The organism is Candidatus Saccharimonadaceae bacterium ML1 (genome assembly GCA_030253535.1).
Lineage (GTDB): Bacteria > Patescibacteriota > Saccharimonadia > Saccharimonadales > Saccharimonadaceae > Saccharimonas > Saccharimonas epibionticum.
Genome location: CP124550.1, coordinates 117244 through 133096, shown reverse-complemented (window position 1 = coordinate 133096; position 15853 = coordinate 117244). Strand labels below are relative to the sequence as shown.

The 15853-nt window shown below is 45.2% G+C and carries 16 protein-coding genes, 3 tRNA genes and 1 other RNA gene; 6 read left to right on the top strand and 14 right to left on the bottom strand.

Annotation, left to right across the window (positions count from 1 at the left end):
* Window positions 1-42 precede the first annotated feature (42 nt).
* From SEML1_RS00695 to rplT, 4 genes are read left to right on the top strand one after another with little or no spacing between them, the layout of a single operon-like run.
* The gene (locus SEML1_RS00695) at window positions 43-1557 is read left to right on the top strand and encodes a YifB family Mg chelatase-like AAA ATPase (RefSeq protein WP_376754146.1); all 1515 of its coding nucleotides are present in this window, start codon (window positions 43-45) and stop codon (window positions 1555-1557) included.
* Window positions 1558-1560: 3 nt separating this feature from the next.
* A complete protein-coding gene (gene infC / locus SEML1_RS00690) occupies window positions 1561-2142 on the top strand; it encodes a translation initiation factor IF-3 (RefSeq protein ID WP_376754145.1) in 582 nt (193 codons plus the stop codon).
* Window positions 2142-2336 carry a 50S ribosomal protein L35 gene (gene rpmI / locus SEML1_RS00685; RefSeq protein ID WP_376754144.1) on the top strand — a complete coding sequence of 65 codons (195 nt, stop codon included), beginning with the start codon at window positions 2142-2144 and terminating at the stop codon, window positions 2334-2336. Before infC ends, rpmI begins: the two co-directional genes overlap by 1 nt.
* A 1-nt stretch (window position 2337) precedes the next feature.
* On the top strand, window positions 2338-2685 hold the full coding sequence (gene rplT / locus SEML1_RS00680) for a 50S ribosomal protein L20 (RefSeq protein WP_376754427.1): 348 nt from the start codon (window positions 2338-2340) through the stop codon (window positions 2683-2685).
* Window positions 2686-2732: 47 nt separating this feature from the next.
* On the opposite strand, the gene rnpB is transcribed toward rplT, so the two are convergent.
* An RNA gene (rnpB, locus tag SEML1_RS00675) (RNase P RNA component class A) lies at window positions 2733-3085 on the bottom strand.
* Between the two features lie 176 nt (window positions 3086-3261).
* Entirely contained in the window at window positions 3262-3897 is a 636-nt protein-coding gene (locus tag SEML1_RS00670) for a site-2 protease family protein (RefSeq protein WP_376754143.1), read from the bottom strand.
* Window positions 3898-3987: 90 nt separating this feature from the next.
* Between SEML1_RS00670 and rpmB the strand changes: the two genes are divergently transcribed.
* Entirely contained in the window at window positions 3988-4194 is a 207-nt protein-coding gene (rpmB, locus tag SEML1_RS00665) for a 50S ribosomal protein L28 (protein ID WP_376754142.1), read from the top strand.
* A gap of 87 nt (window positions 4195-4281) precedes the next feature.
* On the opposite strand, the gene SEML1_RS00660 is transcribed toward rpmB, so the two are convergent.
* From SEML1_RS00660 to thrS, 5 genes are read right to left on the bottom strand one after another with little or no spacing between them, the layout of a single operon-like run.
* On the bottom strand, window positions 4282-4917 hold the full coding sequence (locus SEML1_RS00660; protein WP_376754141.1) for an MBL fold metallo-hydrolase: 636 nt from the start codon (window positions 4915-4917) through the stop codon (window positions 4282-4284).
* A gap of 10 nt (window positions 4918-4927) precedes the next feature.
* The gene (locus SEML1_RS00655; protein ID WP_376754140.1) at window positions 4928-5524 is read right to left on the bottom strand and encodes a transcriptional regulator; all 597 of its coding nucleotides are present in this window, start codon (window positions 5522-5524) and stop codon (window positions 4928-4930) included.
* Window positions 5525-5557: 33 nt separating this feature from the next.
* Window positions 5558-6442, bottom strand: coding sequence for a tRNA (adenosine(37)-N6)-dimethylallyltransferase MiaA (miaA, locus tag SEML1_RS00650; protein ID WP_376754139.1), 885 nt, complete (start codon window positions 6440-6442; stop codon window positions 5558-5560).
* On the bottom strand, window positions 6424-6768 hold the full coding sequence (locus tag SEML1_RS00645) for an MGMT family protein (RefSeq protein ID WP_376754138.1): 345 nt from the start codon (window positions 6766-6768) through the stop codon (window positions 6424-6426). Before SEML1_RS00645 ends, miaA begins: the two co-directional genes overlap by 19 nt.
* 37 nt (window positions 6769-6805) lie before the next feature.
* Window positions 6806-8617, bottom strand: coding sequence for a threonine--tRNA ligase (thrS, locus tag SEML1_RS00640; protein WP_376754137.1), 1812 nt, complete (start codon window positions 8615-8617; stop codon window positions 6806-6808).
* Between the two features lie 242 nt (window positions 8618-8859).
* Here thrS and SEML1_RS00635 point away from each other — a divergent pair.
* A tRNA-Val gene (locus SEML1_RS00635) sits at window positions 8860-8936 on the top strand.
* A 51-nt stretch (window positions 8937-8987) separates the two neighbouring features.
* On the opposite strand, the gene SEML1_RS00630 is transcribed toward SEML1_RS00635, so the two are convergent.
* From SEML1_RS00630 to SEML1_RS00600, 7 genes are all read right to left on the bottom strand, one after another.
* Complete coding sequence (locus tag SEML1_RS00630; protein ID WP_376754136.1) at window positions 8988-11255, bottom strand: hypothetical protein; 2268 nt, start codon at window positions 11253-11255, stop codon at window positions 8988-8990.
* Window positions 11256-11950: 695 nt separating this feature from the next.
* Window positions 11951-13645, bottom strand: a complete 1695-nt coding sequence (locus SEML1_RS00625; RefSeq protein ID WP_376754135.1) for a glycosyltransferase family protein — start codon at window positions 13643-13645, stop codon at window positions 11951-11953.
* Window positions 13642-14022 carry a hypothetical protein gene (locus SEML1_RS00620; protein ID WP_376754134.1) on the bottom strand — a complete coding sequence of 127 codons (381 nt, stop codon included), beginning with the start codon at window positions 14020-14022 and terminating at the stop codon, window positions 13642-13644. The genes SEML1_RS00625 and SEML1_RS00620 overlap by 4 nt, the downstream gene beginning before the upstream one ends.
* An 8-nt stretch (window positions 14023-14030) precedes the next feature.
* Window positions 14031-14106: transfer RNA gene (locus SEML1_RS00615), tRNA-Thr, on the bottom strand.
* A gap of 74 nt (window positions 14107-14180) precedes the next feature.
* Window positions 14181-14258: transfer RNA gene (locus SEML1_RS00610), tRNA-Asp, on the bottom strand.
* A gap of 44 nt (window positions 14259-14302) precedes the next feature.
* The gene (locus tag SEML1_RS00605) at window positions 14303-15388 is read right to left on the bottom strand and encodes a peptidylprolyl isomerase (RefSeq protein WP_376754133.1); all 1086 of its coding nucleotides are present in this window, start codon (window positions 15386-15388) and stop codon (window positions 14303-14305) included.
* Window positions 15342-15845, bottom strand: a complete 504-nt coding sequence (locus SEML1_RS00600; protein WP_376754132.1) for a PH domain-containing protein — start codon at window positions 15843-15845, stop codon at window positions 15342-15344. Before SEML1_RS00600 ends, SEML1_RS00605 begins: the two co-directional genes overlap by 47 nt.
* Window positions 15846-15853 lie beyond the last annotated feature (8 nt).

Genomic DNA, 15853 nt, shown 5'->3' with positions numbered 1-15853 from the left:
TTACATACCAAAAGCAATATGGTTAACTTTATGTAAATGGGTATGTTTGCGAAAGTATTAACTGCTGCGCCTATTGGCTTTGATGGTAGTGTTGTGGAGGTTGAGAGCGACGCGACAAAAGGCTTGCCGGGCATACAAATTGTCGGGCTCGGCAACAAAGCGATCGACGAAGCAAAAGAGCGAGTCAAAAGCGCCATATCAAATTCCTTACTTGAATATCCAGCTAAGCGCATCACTGTTAATCTCGCGCCCGCCGAGCTTCCCAAAGATGGCACGCACTATGACCTTCCGATTGCCCTAGCAATTCTGCTATCAAGCGGGCAGCTGGCGCAAACGGATATAGCTAATAGCCTTTTTGCCGGCGAACTTGCACTTGATGGATCTATTCGTCCCACTTCTGGCGCAATTAGCATTATCGAAATTGCACGAAACGCTCATGTAAAAACAATATATCTTCCGACAAAAAATGCCGAACAGGCAGCGCTTGTTGCCGACATTACAATTATACCTGTTGATTCATTAAAACAGTTATATCTACACCTGAAAAAAGAATCGCTTATCACGCCCATACAGCGCACAGCATCACCCGTTCATCACAACAGCACATCAAACGACAGCACGACGCTTGACGACATTCTCGGTCAAGAGCAAGCAAAAAGAGCACTCGTTATCGCAGCCGCAGGCCACCACAACCTGCTGCTTTCTGGCACACCCGGCGCTGGTAAATCAATGCTCGCAAAAACACTACCAAGTCTTTTACCGCCATTGTCAATCAACGAACAGCTTGAGGTGACAAAGCTATATAGCCTTGAAGGATCAGCGACTGACAATATCATCACGACGCGACCATTTCGATCGCCGCATCATACCGCAAGCCGCACTTCGCTTATGGGCGGTGGACCACGCCCTAAGCCCGGCGAAATAAGCCTTGCTCACCTCGGCGTTCTATATCTTGATGAAATACCAGAGTTCACCCGATCGACGCTTGAATCGCTTCGCCAGCCGCTTGAAGATCATATTGTCACTGTCACTCGATCTGGAGGACGAGCTACCTACCCCGCTAATTTTATGCTTGTCGCGACAATGAACCCATGTCCATGCGGGTACTATGGCGATACCGCACGAGAATGCACCTGTTCGGTAACTCAAATTGAACATTATCAAAAACGCCTTTCTGGACCCCTGCTTGATCGTATTGATCTCACCGTCCACGTATCGCGCATATCAAACGATTCACTATTATCCTCAAATTCGTCGTCAAAAAATCAACAATCTTTGGCGAAAAAAATGATTCAAAATGCGATAAATATTCAAAATAACAGATATAACCGTAGTGGCAAATACAACAATAATCTAACAAATAGAGAAATTTCACGATTTGCAAAACTTAACAACGAATCAACTATTTTACTCAGAAAAGCGTCTGATGCGCTCAAGCTGAGTCCGCGCGGCTATTTCAAAGTCATCCGTGTTGCGCGCACAATTGCCGACCTTGACAGCTCAGACAACATCACCGCGAGCCACATTGCGGAAGCACTGCAATATAGACAAATGTAGCGCTTGAATTTTTACCCCACCTCTGATAATATAGGGTGCGAGTGTTACCTCATTAACGTAATTTTAAAGGAGATTGCAATCAATACGAAAATTCGTATCAATGATACCATTCGAGCAAAAGAGCTTCGTGTCATAGACACAACTGGGACGCAACTTGGTGTCATGAGCCGCACAGACGCACTTAATGCTGCGCGGCAGGCAGGGGTTGACTTAGTGGAGATTTCACCAAAAGCCGATCCGCCTGTTGCAAAAATCATTGACTGGGGAAAGTATCAATACCAGAAGATGAAAGAGCAACAAAAAGCTCGACGCAACGGTAAAGCTAGCGAACTAAAACAAATGCGTTTCGGCTTAAAGATCGGTAGCAATGATCTAGAAATAAAGTTACGGAAAATCCGCTCATTTCTCAAAGAAGGACACAAAGTAAAAATTTTGATGTTCTTCCGCGGACGCGAGATGGCGCACAAAGAGCTGGGATACGAACTCATAAACAAAGTTTTTGAACAGCTGCAAGATGAGGCAATACTTGAACAGAAACCAGTGATGGCTGGGCGTAACCTCAGCATCGTAATAAGGAGTAAATAATGCCAAAGATAAAGACCCACAAGGGCACTGCTAAGCGCATTAAGCTAACCAGTACCGGCAAACTCATCCGTCGCCGTGCGTTCGGAAATCATATGCTCTCTAAGAAGAGCAAATCGCGCAAGCGTAATATCAAAACTACCGCTATTGTTAAAGGCGGCATGGCGAAAAACGTAAAACGAGCACTGGGAGTATAGGATTATGCGAGTTAAACGAGGAGTTACTGCTTCAGCAAAGCATAAAAAAATCATCAAAGCTGCAAAAGGCATGCAGCACAACCGTACACGCAGTTTTCGGCTTGCGAAACAAGCCGTTATCAGATCGCTACAATATGCATACCGAGATCGCCGCAATAAACGGCGCGATCTTCGCGGTCTCTGGATCACCCGCATCAACGCCGCTGCTCGCGAGAACGGTACGACGTACGGTAAGCTCATTGCCGATTTACGCGCTGCCAATGTAGGAATTGATCGCAAAATACTTGCGGAATTAGCAGTAAACGAACCAAAGGCATTTGCTGCTATTGTCAAGCAAGTTACAAAATAGCTTGATCGGACAAAGTTAAAAAGGCCGTAGCAAATACGGTCTTTTTAGTTGGCAGGTCATCTGTAAGCCGGGTTCTGTCGAGGATAATCATCTATCTAGATTATTCATTGCTGAATAATTCAAGCGGATAGCGGCACGCCCGAACGAGCAATTCTATAGACATGCCTCCTTGCAGTTGACAGGGTTTACCTCCTCCGCACGTCACCGTGCGTCGCTGCGAGCTCTTACCTCGCTCCTTTCACCCTTACTATCGGTCGCCTAGCTAGGTTTGAGATAGCGGTTTCGTTTCTGTGGCACTTTCCCTAGAGTCACCTCCGGTCGCCGTTAGCGACTGCCATGCTCTATACTGCCCGGACTTTCCTCTCGCTATAACCAAGCGAGCGATTATCCGATAATCTGCCATTACTTATTATATCATTAAAGCCCCTCTTAAACGATTGATATTCCCCTGCTGTTGCAAAGGTGGGTCTCCGCACGTTATTCCCACGGGAATAACGGTATTAGAGTCCCTATCGTATGATGTTAGGAAAATCATATACGCCCAAGAGAGGCTGACCTTAGTATATCATGTGATTTCTATATAACCAAAGAGAACAGGCTGGCACACCCGTAAATAACGGCTTGCATATAAACCGTCAAAACCGGTGATAAAACAAGTACTGCAATATAGACAAGCACTATACCATATTGCTCCGCTACTTCGAAAAATCGACGAATAAAGTCGGGAGCTATTACGTAAAAGACTCGCGAGCCATCAAGCGGCGGAATCGGAATAATATTGAAAGCAAAAAAACCTAAATTAACAGCTACTGAAGTAGCCAATAGTTTTCCTACCGCATTTCCATCGCCTACATAAGCCGCTATTGCATACGATATAAACGCGAGCAATAAATTCACCAACGGCCCGCTCGCCGCCACCATTGCAATTCCCCATTCGCCATATTTTAGATTCTCAGGATTAAATGGCACAGGTTTCGCACCGCCAAAAACTGGCATAGCCGCTCCTGTTAATGCATTTGTAAAAATAATCATCACCGGAAGCGCAATTGTCATAATAGGATCAATATGCCTAAACGGATTTAGCGTTAAGCGCCCCATGAGGCGCGCCGTATCGTCGCCAAGTCTATGGGCAACAATTCCATGCATCAACTCATGGAGTGTCATCGATACAAAAATAATTACCAAAACAGCAATAACGTTACCAAAATCCATGCCCCTTATTGTAACAGTCCTTGACGCAAGACCAAAACTAGCGTATACTAAAAAAGATTGATATCAACTAATTATAAGAAGTGGAAAAATATGGCATCACGCTGCGAATTAACCGGCAAAGGTAAACAATTCGGTCATAACGTAAGTTTTTCTTTGCGTCGCACTAAACGCGTTTTTAAACCGAATCTTCAAAAAAAGACGTTTGTTGTTAACGGGCAGAAAGTAACGATGACGCTTTCTACACATGCAATCCGTACGCTCAAGAAGAAAGGTATTATTGCGCAACCAGTAAAATAGCCTCTTTTCTATATTTTACGGAAATACAAAACACCCCTCTTACTATAGGGGTGTTTTGTATTAAAAGCATGCAGAACTCAAGACATATTAGCTGCGCGCAACTACCACCGTCGTTAAAACCGACGGCAATGAGCTATCATTTTTAACTTTGAATTTGGTTACATTATCAACCGGAGCGCCTAGCTCTTTAATAAACGTTTCAACTTCATCTTGCGGAACTTCATACTGAAGGGCGGCATCACGATAATGAACTGGTATAACAATCTTCGGATCAATCGCTCGAACAATTGAAACAGCACTTGTTGCATCAAGTGTATATCCGCCGCCACCAACAGGCACGATTAAAATATCAATCACACCAAGCGCTTCAAGCTGCTCATCGCTTAGCCCGGGTGCGATATTCCCAATAATTCCCAGCGATACTTCGCCACACTCAACACGGTAAATCGTTGAATGTTTTTCGTCGCCAGGGGTATCAATATGACGCGTCGCAGCAATACCAATGATCGTAAAGTCGCCAACCTCGTACTCGCCAGGGCTATTTATAATAACTTGTGCATCACTCTTACCAGTTGCAAAACGAGATTCAGTGACAAATTCAACTAAATCCTTTACCTTTAAATCTTTTAACCCAAGCAATGACACTTTCGGATCTACGACTAGCGACGTTTTTTTACTTGCAATAACGACCGCATTTCCACCCTTATATTCAATATCAAACATCTCGCCTCCTTTACTGCCGCTCTGTTTTTATAATATTGCCAGTGTCGACAATGACACGGTGCTTATTATTCAGCATATCACTAATAAATTTATCGTGAACGCTCAATCTATAGTATAGCTCGTCATACGAGAGCACGCTATAAGTAATCTCACGCCCCACTGCCTGCTCAATCGTTGAGACAATTGATTTAATCTTAGCGCGCGAGATAGCGCCTGCCATCAGTAAATCAACTTTACTCACAGACCCGCTTACCAGGATCCCCGCTACAATAGCAACACGGACACCGGCTGTACGGCGAATAATATCTTCGTACACTTCCGCTTGCGCTTCATTTGCAGCCGATTTTGACGTCTGCCCTGCAAATATAGCACGCATCGGCACGTAATACTCATACCGCTGATTTACTTCATAGTACAGCTTGTTGTCCATATTATTACTCGCGACAATACCCACCTCAAGCATATTTGCAAGCTCTCTTCGCACAGAGTTGATTTGTTCGCCAATCAACCGCGTAATTTCACGCACATAAAACGCTTGCCCTGGGTTGTTAAGGAATAAATAGAGTAACTTTACACGAGTTTTTGAACCAAATAATGCATCAATCATGATCAAATCTCTTACTCTATAGTACCACGGCCACTATCTATCAGCCAACCGTTGAGCAATATAACTGTACGCATGCTCAAGATCGCACCATGCTATTTCAGAATTACGACGCAGCCATGTCAGTTGTCGTTTTGCTAAACGCCAATCAAGCGTACAAAATTTTTCTTCTAGTTCACTGCGTGTCAGTTCTCCCGCTACATGCTTTCGAACCAGCGGATAGATATTTCCAGTCATAGCTTCATTGTCCCAACCCCAAGTTCGTGCTGCCTGTATCGCTTCATTTATCGTAGCATCATTTACAATGGTTTTTGCACGATTTCTTATTCTTTCTTTAAGCGTAGCTTTATCCGTCATTATTCCGACTAGTATCTTGTCTTTATATTTATCAGTATTCTTCTGCGGTAGAGCGCCCTTTCGAATGATTGCATTAATGACATATCGCCTATTTTTATTATTCTCCGGTAATTTAATATTGTACTTATTACAATAATTTTGTAGCTCTGCAAGAGATTTTTTCTCAAATTTTGCGCGTAGCTCTAAATCATTTGATACAGCCGTGAATGTATAGTCATAAACAACACTGTCAACATACAACCCTGTCCCCCCAACTAAAATCGGCACTTTGCCTCGTAATCGTATGTCAGTTATTTTCGCATCGGCGTAATGCTTAAAATCTGCAGCCGTAAATCGCTCACCAGGGTTCACTAAGTCAAAACCCCAATGTGCGACCCCGTCGCGCTCTTTCATACTCGGCTTTGCCGTTCCAATGTCAAGCCCGCGATATATCGCTCGAGAATCTGCGGAGATTATTTCACCTCTAAACCGCTGAGCAACCTTAATTGCTAAACCCGTCTTACCACTTGCTGTCGGACCAACGATTACGACGAGTGGAGCCTCGTTCACAGTTCTGGTCGCCATCGTCGCTCCTCAAATTCAATCACATGCCAACGCTCATCACAGACTATACCATCCTGGGCAAGTAACTGTTTCTGCGCCACTCGCCCTTCCGGAAAGCCAATCGCTAGCCCACCTTTTGCGTTCACTAAACGATGCCACGGCAAATTAGTCGGACCGCCATGTGCAATTTCACCAACACGTCGCGCTGCATATGGATATCCAGCTAACGCCGCTAAATCACCATAAGTCGTAACTTTATCGTTCGGTAACTCAGACATCAGCGCATAAACGCGATCGCGCAAACTTGCAATTGGCAGCTGATTATCACCCATCACATTCGCCGACACTGGACATACAGACCTTCTATCATCATCGCATGTCCTCTTAGAGTTTCTTGATGTATGTCTTCAGCTCATCAAGTGCAATTTTTTGCTCACTGTCCCGTGTACGAACACTAACTTGCCGTGCGCTCTTGTCCTTTGGCCCAACAATAAGCTGAACTGGAACTTTCATAGCTGTCGCCTCTCGTATTTTCTTGCCCAGTGATTCATTGCGCGTGTCTACTGTAAATCTTACTTCATTATATTTTATTGGCGCCATCAGTACAATTTCGCGCAGTATCGTTGTTATTTCGTCTACGTAATCTGTGACTGTTTCATTAATTGTCAGAATACGTATTTGCTCTGGCGCTGCCCAAAACGGAAACCAACCACCAGTATGCTCAATAAATACACTTAAGAACCGCTCTATTGAACCTAAAAGCGCACAATGAATCATGACAGGTGTTGTAAATTTACCATCATCTGTTGCATACTCTAGTTCAAACCGCTCCGGCTGAACGAAATCAAGCTGAACAGTTGCAACTTGATGCTCACGACCAATTGCATCCGTCGCCATGAAGTCTATCTTTGGACCATAGAATGCAGCCTCGCCATCTTGCTCAAAATAGTCTAACCCATTTGCAACAACAGCAGCCTTGAGCTGTGCTTGTGCCGAATTCCATAAAGCACGCTCGCCCAGATATCCATCCGATTCATCGCGGTAGCTCAACCGCACACGTAATTTCATGTTAATTTGCCCATACAACTCTCGCGCTGCCGCCAAAAGATTATTAATCTCCTGCTCAATCTGGTCTGGTCGACAGAAAACATGGCTGTCATCTTGCGTCAGTGAACGTACTCGACTCAAGCCACCAAGTTCACCAGTCTTTTCATCACGATAGTCAGTTGTCGTTTCTAAAAAGCGCACCGGCATATCACGGTAGCTACGCGGCTTTGATGCGAAAATCTGCGTATGATGCGGACAGTTCATCGGCTTCAGCGCCATCTGATCGCTCGTTTCCTGGCTTTTCACCAAAAATAACTCATCGCCAAATTTAGCCCAATGACCAGATTTTTCATATAAATCTTTTTTTGTGATATGCGGCGTCCAAACTTTCTGAAAACCATATTTTTGTCGTAGTTGATTCGAGTACTGTGCTACTATATCACGCAAGACCGTGCCGCGCGGCGTAAACATTGGCAACCCAATGCCAACTAGCGGCGACATCGTGTACAAATCCAATTCTTTACCGAGCTTACGATGGTCGCGCTGCTTCGCAAGCTCTAAACGCTCCAAATATTCATCCAGCTCTGCCTGCGTCGCAAATGCGATACCATACAATCGCTGCATTTGCGGATTCTTTTCGTTACCACGCCAATACGCCCCCGCTACACGCATCAGCTTAAACGCACCGATCTCCTGCGTATTTGCCACATGTGGACCGCGGCACAAATCGGTAAAATCGCCGTTTGTGTAGAAAGTCACCTCCTTCACAGCCGCGTCGCCATCAGCGATCGTACCCATCTCAGCGGCGTCTAAATCTTTCGCCACTGTTGTGCCAGAACGCTTAAGATCGTTCAGTAATTCTTCTTTGTATGGCTGTTGCGATTCCTTCGCCCAAACGATCGCGTCGTCAATCGGACGTTTTTCGCGCACAAAATCTTGGTCTTCAGCAATAATACGTCGCATCATTGCTTCAATTTTATTGAAATCTTGCTCGCTTATTTTTACGCTACCAAGATCAATGTCATAATAAAAACCATCCTCGACCACCGGTCCAACGCCAAATTTGGCTTCCGGCCATAATCGCTTTACACTAGCAGCCATAACATGCGCTAAACTATGTCGCATCGCATATAATTGTTCTTCACTCACAATTGCCTCCTTTTTTGAATTAATAAAAGCACGCAGTACGATGTATGACGTGCGTGCCTCGGTCCCGATCGTTCAGGAGGTTCCACCTTGGCTATTTCTCTTGACCCGGAAAGTTTACGTGTTCCGCGTCCGCTACCACGAAGCTCCAGAGATGGTTAGGCTCTTTCGCCGCTTAAAATCATTGTACAATAGAGCGCTTCGTGTTGCAATAATATAATATATTTGCTACCATAAATTCATCAGGGCGATTAGCTCATTTGGCTAGAGCGCTTCATTGACGTTGAAGAGGTGAGAGGTTCGAATCCTCTATTGCCCACCAGGAATTTTAATTGGCGCATACATCCTGCGCAACCTTATACTCCGCCATCCGCTACCGTCCTCGTCCAGATCCTCCAGATCCTCGCGGTGTAAAGCCTCGTGATGGTGGTGTGGAGGCTGAAGATCCTCCTCCTGACGCCGCTGGCGGTGCTGCTGGCGGTGGCGGTGTGGACGATGACGGCATCGTAACTGTTAGATTTGCAAGACCTTGTATGGCTTCGCTATTCTTTCCGAGACCCCTACTAAGCTTTTCGTCTCCAACGACTTTCTCTGCCGTGTCTTTGAGTTTTTGTTGAGCTTCCGGATCGTTGCTTGTTACCTTTCGGGCATACTCAAGCTCTTGCCGTGAGGCTGCAGCCATCCGTTGCGGCGAATAAACATTTTGTTTAATTTGCCCTGTTGCCATTTCGTCGTACTTATGAATACCACTTTTTGAACCGTCTGCTTTTGTTACCGTTGGGCCTTCGCCCTTTGTCTTTGAATCTTCCGCCGAACGCATCTCGGCAATTTCGCCCGCCGTCATCCAGGCTGGCCGGCTGTCCGATGCGCTCATGGCGTCCGCAAAGACATTGCGCGTGCTTTGATCTGCTTCTGCTACACTATCCCAGCCTGCTGCTGCTGCTTCATGGTCGCCGCGATCAAGCGCTGCGCTCGCAGCAGCAGCCTGTGCATATTTGTCTTTGCCGTTTATGCCGCCAACACTTTCGCCGCTCGCTAGCTTGGCGAGTGCCGCTGAATCAAGATTTGCTTGCTCAATTTGCGCCTTTGCTGCCTCAACTTTGTCGATATTGAGTTTTTTCACCTGCTCAGCCGCCTGCTGTCCAGCTGCTTGCCGTGCACCCTTAAACGGTCCGTGTTTGCCTTGGTTGAATTTATTAAACCCCCTTGAGGCAGCGTTAGCGAGGAAGTTGCGTTTTCCGCCTTGGTACTGTCCGGCAAATATTTGCGCTTGTTTTTGTTTCCGGTTAAGATCCCACGCCTGTTTGTACCGTCCTAGGGCTGATCTTTCCTTTACTGCCTTACCAGCTCTTTTATTTGCTGCCTGCGAAAGTCCGGTGAGTTTTCCTCCAAGAGTTCCTGCGGCCTCCATAGATTTCTGCAGCAGGCTTGGCACGATGAAGAACGGTATTGATGCAACCGCGAGGGCTGTCATCTGGAGCAGCCAGTCTTCCTTGCCGGCAGCATTTGCGATAATTTTCGCTGCTAGGCGGCTGCCGCCGAATACGACAGCAACTGTTGGGAATAACATAAGGAGTGACAAGAAAGTCTTTTGCCACTTCTTAAACCACTGCTCGGTATTTGGCAGCAGATAAGCAACGAATGCGACCGGCGATATCGCGATAAGGATAACGATAAGCGCTTTGCGTGCAACCAAGATAAGTACGATCATAAGGAGCGCAAGTAATGACGACATAAGCGCTGGTCCCAGAAATGCGAGTGCAATTCCAGCAGCCGCTGCTAGCACGACGCCGGCGATTGCGACCCACGTGAGGATTGTTCCCGCAGTTTGGATCTCGCTGACATTATCGTCTCCGCTCCCGACAGCGAAACCATCAAAGAAGCCTGCTAAGCTATATCCAAGCATGTTGCTTAAGTCTACAGCAAGCTGGCAGAATATAAACGATACATTTACAAGCAAAGCGGCGATAAAGAGCCGCGGCAGCATACGCTTGATCCCGTAGTTGCTAAGACCGGCTTGGGTAATCTGCGAATAGACAATGATAAGGAACGCGATAACGAATGCAACGTTTGCAACATCCCGAAAACCGCTCCATGCAGCCTTTAGGTCGTCTGACTGCACGATATCTTTATCCGTCTCAAGAAATGTGGAGGATATGAACTTATAGGCGAAGTCGTTGATGGTGGAGAGAAAGCTAATAGAGGGACAGACAAGCCAACCAATTCCAGTTGCCACCTCACATTCTTCTTCCTGATCACTCCGTTTCTCACTAGCAGCGCCTTCTTCCTTAGTGCCTTCTTCCTTAGTGCCTTCTTCCTTAGTGCCTTCTTTACCAGTAAAAACTCTAAGAATGTCTTCTTTTGACAATTTCGTTTTCCCAGAATAGCAATCTGCAAAAAAATCCCTTTCATCACTTCCATCCGCAGCAGCTTTTTCTCCTTTACTTTCTTTTTCTCGAATTTTTGTTCGCGCTTCTTTTACACAAGGCTCTATTTCTTTCTCGTAAGTGGTTTTGCAATCTTTGTCACCGCTTGTAGCACACAACGATTCAATATACTTTGCAAGAGCATTCTTGTACTCAGCATTCTTCTGTTCCAATGTGCCCTCACCGTCATCCACAGCAAAAACTTTTAATACCATACTAATTGAAATAACAAAAACAGCAATAAGAGCAAAACATGCTAAACGCCATCCAAAAGAGCACTTAAAGTTTTTGCTGACCATACAATTATTATGGTACACGACCCTAGAATAATACGCTAGCGGTTACTAATATTTTTTAAGAGAATTTTAGTTAACACGGCACCAGTGCATTATTATTTTTACTATAGTTTTCCACATGAAAAATCTAGTTATTCAAAACTATTTACCCACACGGTGATATATTAGAAGAATATTCTTTGGTTGACAAAAAATTATGCTTATGTTAATATAAAATCATGTCTGAAGAACAAAAAAGAATGCACCAAAAGCGATCAAAACTTGACCGTTATGCCATTGCGTTTGAATACAATAAGCCAATACAAATAGTTCACCGAAAACATTAATGACGAAAGACTATTACTAGGTTTATATAACCTATTTATAGTTTTCAGGCAGGTTTTTACTTTTAACGCCAGTAAACTGATTAGTCAAACCTAGCAAGACACAACTCAAGATTATTATTGCTGCAAACAAGTTTAAGCTAACCATGAATTAATTCTATTTATTATGTAATCCGATTCAAAACAAAGAGACATCAATACAACAACCAGACCCTTACCGTCACTCTTTAGCTACAAATTTTGGCATAGAACTAGGCTGCTCGCCGATAATCTCTGATCGCCTTTTATTATCTATTTTCGCTGCTTTTTCATACGTATACGTCGACGGCCCTTATTCTTTTTTGCCTTTTCGCGTGAGGCGAATGTTGCCTTATCAGTTACATCAAAACTTTCAAGATATTTTCCAAGTAATAAATGCGTTTGCGCATTAATCGGCGCAAGTGCTCCATAACAAATGGCAGTAACCGGCATGAGAAACCATTGCAATATCATCGCGATCGTACGCCGCCGCTTATAGCGCGCGGGACGCGGCGGCAGCATTTTCATCATCAGTAAAATAGTAATAAACAACCCGATCAACGCGATTGACTGTATATAGCTAATGACAATTGGTAGCGAATGAACTGTGTAGTTTCGTGATGCTTCTCGATTTAACAACAGTGGCACCCAACCGCCAAACGCAACAATAATCGCCGATGTTGATAAACTAACGTGTCCGTCAAGCAAGCGCCAAAACCGTGCAAAGCCCTCCCAAAACGGCACAGTACGAGCACGCGTAAATATACGAACAGCCACATACGGTATATCGGAAGCACCATACCCCCAGCGACGGAGCTGTTTGAACTGTGCGATAGCTGTCTTTCTAAATGTATCAGCCATCACCGCATCTTGATAAATCGGCACATGAATCGGGACGACACCGTAGTCGCCATTATAATAAAAATAACTGCGCCAATACTGATGACCATCCTCAACAATGCTGCGCTTACTCCAATAATTAATTTTGACAAGCGCTGAGAGCGGCTGGCTATGTGCGGCAAAATTACGAAGCGTATGCGGGCGCATACTGCTAATCACTGTCCAAAAAGAATTACCGGTCGCAAGTACGCGCATCGGCGCTGGCGCATCCCAAATATTACCAAAATACAACGCAATTGGCTGATATGATAACCGCTCGCGATTCGGGCGCACAAGATATTCATAGCTAACATAGTCAAAATATGACGGGTATGGACGATTATCACTATCAAGCGTCGTAACAATCACATCGTCATACGGAATATGTTGCCGGTCACACCACGCTTGTAATTTTTTACCTGCGTACGTAATGTTTGGCCCTTTTCCAGGAATTTCGTCAGGCAAATCTTTTGGATGCTTAATGATCTGGAATGTCTTAAATGCCGACGCATATTCTTTTTTAAGCCGCTGCGCCGTTTTTTCAATACTTTCGCCGCCGCGCTCTTCGTATGCAAGATAAACGATCAACTTATCATTGTCGTATGTCGTCGCCCGAACCGACTCAATAGTTGGTTTAATGACGTCGTACGACTCATTATACGCAGCGATAATAACCGCATGATAGATTAACTCTGGATTTGGTATGCTTAGCTTTCTATCAACCACCGCACGCACGATTGCTGCATGGCGCCGCGATTCAAATACTCGTGAATCTGCTTTGTGTGAAGGCAGCTTTCCTCGATATGCCTGCGCTAAATCATGAAGCCGCTGGCTCCAATCAACTTTTTGAGCCGCGACAAGCGCTTGATGCCCATGGATCGTCCGATACGCAACACCAATCGCACGCACAAACATCGCTAGTATCACAAGCAAAATATAAATCGCCGCCCATAGCGGCTGCACAATTGATAAAATAACAACAAGCGCTAGCATGGAGTACGTTAGAAAGCCCGGAAGGATTTCGAAAAATCGATATAGCTTCGTACGCTTACCGAGTGGTAGCTCTCGGTCATCTACGATACGCGTCATGCCGCTTGTCCAAGAGATATAACATTTAGTACATACATTAAACCCACTGCAAACACCGCAAGCGTGTACCAAAATACAACCCCACTCGTACGCTTGCGGTTAAGCGCGGCAAATTTAATCATTATACCAGCATGCAATACCGCAACAACCCAAAAAAACGCAACAAACAAGAAAAAATATTGCCAGTGTTCTTTGTAAAAATGAGCTTGTCCAAAAGCGCTATAGCGTGAATATACTGTAATATCGCTCGGATGAATCAGTACGCCAATCCATATACTACATATAAGTGCCGCAATAACAATACCGCCTAGCATCCACGCCAAAGAGCGGTCTTTTATCGCAGATTTGATAGTATGTATCGTACTATTCTTATTCATAGATGCCATGGAGCCGTCTGCCGGGATTGAACCGGCGACCTGCGCGTTACGAATGCGCCGCTCTACCAACTGAGCTAAGACGGCAATGCGTTTATTATATCAGAAACAATATGTTTATACTATAGAAAATACCTCACAAACTCGTGAGGTATTCTCTATGGCGCGCCCGACCGGATTCGAACCGGCGATCTCCTCCGTGACAGGGAGGCGTGATAGACCAGCTTCACTACGAGCGCAAATATGCTAGACGTAGTGTACCAAACGGCGCATTAAATTGCAACTACGGCTGCTGCGACTCAGGAACGGAAATATACTCTTGAATTTTGCCATCCGCCTTAAGCTTTGCAAATTGCGCCGTAAACTCTTGTAGCGGAACATGAACGTAATCAAAAGCAATTTTCTTTTCAGTTTTTTCGGTAATTTTTACAATATAGTATCCATCAGCCGTCGCACTCTGCATAATACCAGAGATCTCATCTTTTTTTAGCCCCGCAATACCCTGTACGCGTAATCCATTGAATTTACTTGTCACATCAATCAATCCGCTCTTCCCTGCATTCGCCTTCCCGCCAGACAATGCATTCGCGCTGCCCACAGCCTCGTCAAATGACTTGCCCTGTTTAAGCGCTGCCATCACCGCTTCAATCTGCTGCTTCGCTTTTACATCAACTGCAAACGCCACACGGCTTTCAAGCATCGCGTTTGCCGTCCTAAACCGATAATCGTTCGCGCTTTCACCAAACAACATCTTGATAGAAGCATCGTACGTATCCTGCGAGACGCGCCCGTTTGCTGTTATACGCTCCCGCTCAATCACCGTGTCGACATCGCTATCAGAGATTGAAATATTATGTTGGCGAGCTAGTTGACGCGCATACGCGACACGCTCCGCGAGGTCAAGCGATTGACGCTTGATATGGTTAAGCTGTACTTGCCCATCGTTTTTGAGCCGCACTTCTGGGTTTTTATTCAAATAATATGCCGACGAACGATACGATGCAAGATAATCGCTATATAAAACCGCTTCGCCATTGATTGATCCGACTGGCAATGGAATGACGCGCGAGATACGGTATGCAACGCCGCTTGAATTTTGCATTGGATACATCAGCACCCAGCCCGCAACAAGGAACAGGAACGCACCCACGATTGCAATAATAATCGCATTGAATACTAAACGGTGACGAGCATACTGAATCGGATACTTAAATTTACGCCCGCCCGCAATAATCTGCTCGCGGTGTTCCGCGACTGTTTCGTTTGTAATACGCGGCGGGACTTTCGCTTGCTTTTTATTCTTGCGCTTAATTGATAACTTTCTATTCATCTGTGCTCCGGCGGCTCGCTTCGGCAGCGTAAACCGCATCCTGCAATTTATTATATATCTCACTCGGGTGCTCAACCATACGGATAACGAGATCGCCCACAAATGTTTGGATTATAATCGTGCCGAACTTAAAAACTTCGCCACTGAACCCTGGTATATTATAACTGATGCTCTGCACCTTATCCAGGCTCAATTCTACCACATCTTTGCCAAAAAAACCGCGCTGCGTAATCTGACGAATCCGCTCGTTCGTCACGACGTACACAGTAAAGTACCACATCAGAAAATGGTAAAAAAATAGGATTGATCCAAGCACAAGTCCGGCAAGCGGTAACAGAAATAGCTCGAGTTTCGTTTGCCAAATAAGCGGCGGAATTGACCCGACTGCAAGTGGAATGAGTAGCGAATAGAATCCTTTACGCATCGCAATAATATGGCGCCGAAAAACGAAAAGAATTGTTTCATCCGCATGCTGACCTTCAAACGTCGCGTCCATACCTACCT

Excerpts from the sequence above, each read along its gene's own strand:
- SEML1_RS00695 (WP_376754146.1), top strand. The coding sequence starts at position 43 with ATGTTTGCGAAAGTATTAACTGCTGCGCCTATTGGCTTTGATGGTAGT.
- rpmI (WP_376754144.1), top strand. The coding sequence starts at position 2,142 with ATGCCAAAGATAAAGACCCACAAGGGCACTGCTAAGCGCATTAAGCTA.
- SEML1_RS00670 (WP_376754143.1), bottom strand. The coding sequence starts at position 3,897 with ATGGATTTTGGTAACGTTATTGCTGTTTTGGTAATTATTTTTGTATCG.
- rpmB (WP_376754142.1), top strand. The coding sequence starts at position 3,988 with ATGGCATCACGCTGCGAATTAACCGGCAAAGGTAAACAATTCGGTCAT.
- SEML1_RS00660 (WP_376754141.1), bottom strand. The coding sequence starts at position 4,917 with ATGTTTGATATTGAATATAAGGGTGGAAATGCGGTCGTTATTGCAAGT.
- SEML1_RS00655 (WP_376754140.1), bottom strand. The coding sequence starts at position 5,524 with ATGATTGATGCATTATTTGGTTCAAAAACTCGTGTAAAGTTACTCTAT.
- miaA (WP_376754139.1), bottom strand. The coding sequence starts at position 6,442 with ATGGCGACCAGAACTGTGAACGAGGCTCCACTCGTCGTAATCGTTGGT.
- SEML1_RS00630 (WP_376754136.1), bottom strand. The coding sequence starts at position 11,255 with ATGGTATTAAAAGTTTTTGCTGTGGATGACGGTGAGGGCACATTGGAA.
- SEML1_RS00625 (WP_376754135.1), bottom strand. The coding sequence starts at position 13,645 with ATGACGCGTATCGTAGATGACCGAGAGCTACCACTCGGTAAGCGTACG.
- SEML1_RS00620 (WP_376754134.1), bottom strand. The coding sequence starts at position 14,022 with ATGAATAAGAATAGTACGATACATACTATCAAATCTGCGATAAAAGAC.
- SEML1_RS00605 (WP_376754133.1), bottom strand. The coding sequence starts at position 15,388 with ATGCGGTTTACGCTGCCGAAGCGAGCCGCCGGAGCACAGATGAATAGA.
- SEML1_RS00600 (WP_376754132.1), bottom strand. The coding sequence starts at position 15,845 with ATGGACGCGACGTTTGAAGGTCAGCATGCGGATGAAACAATTCTTTTC.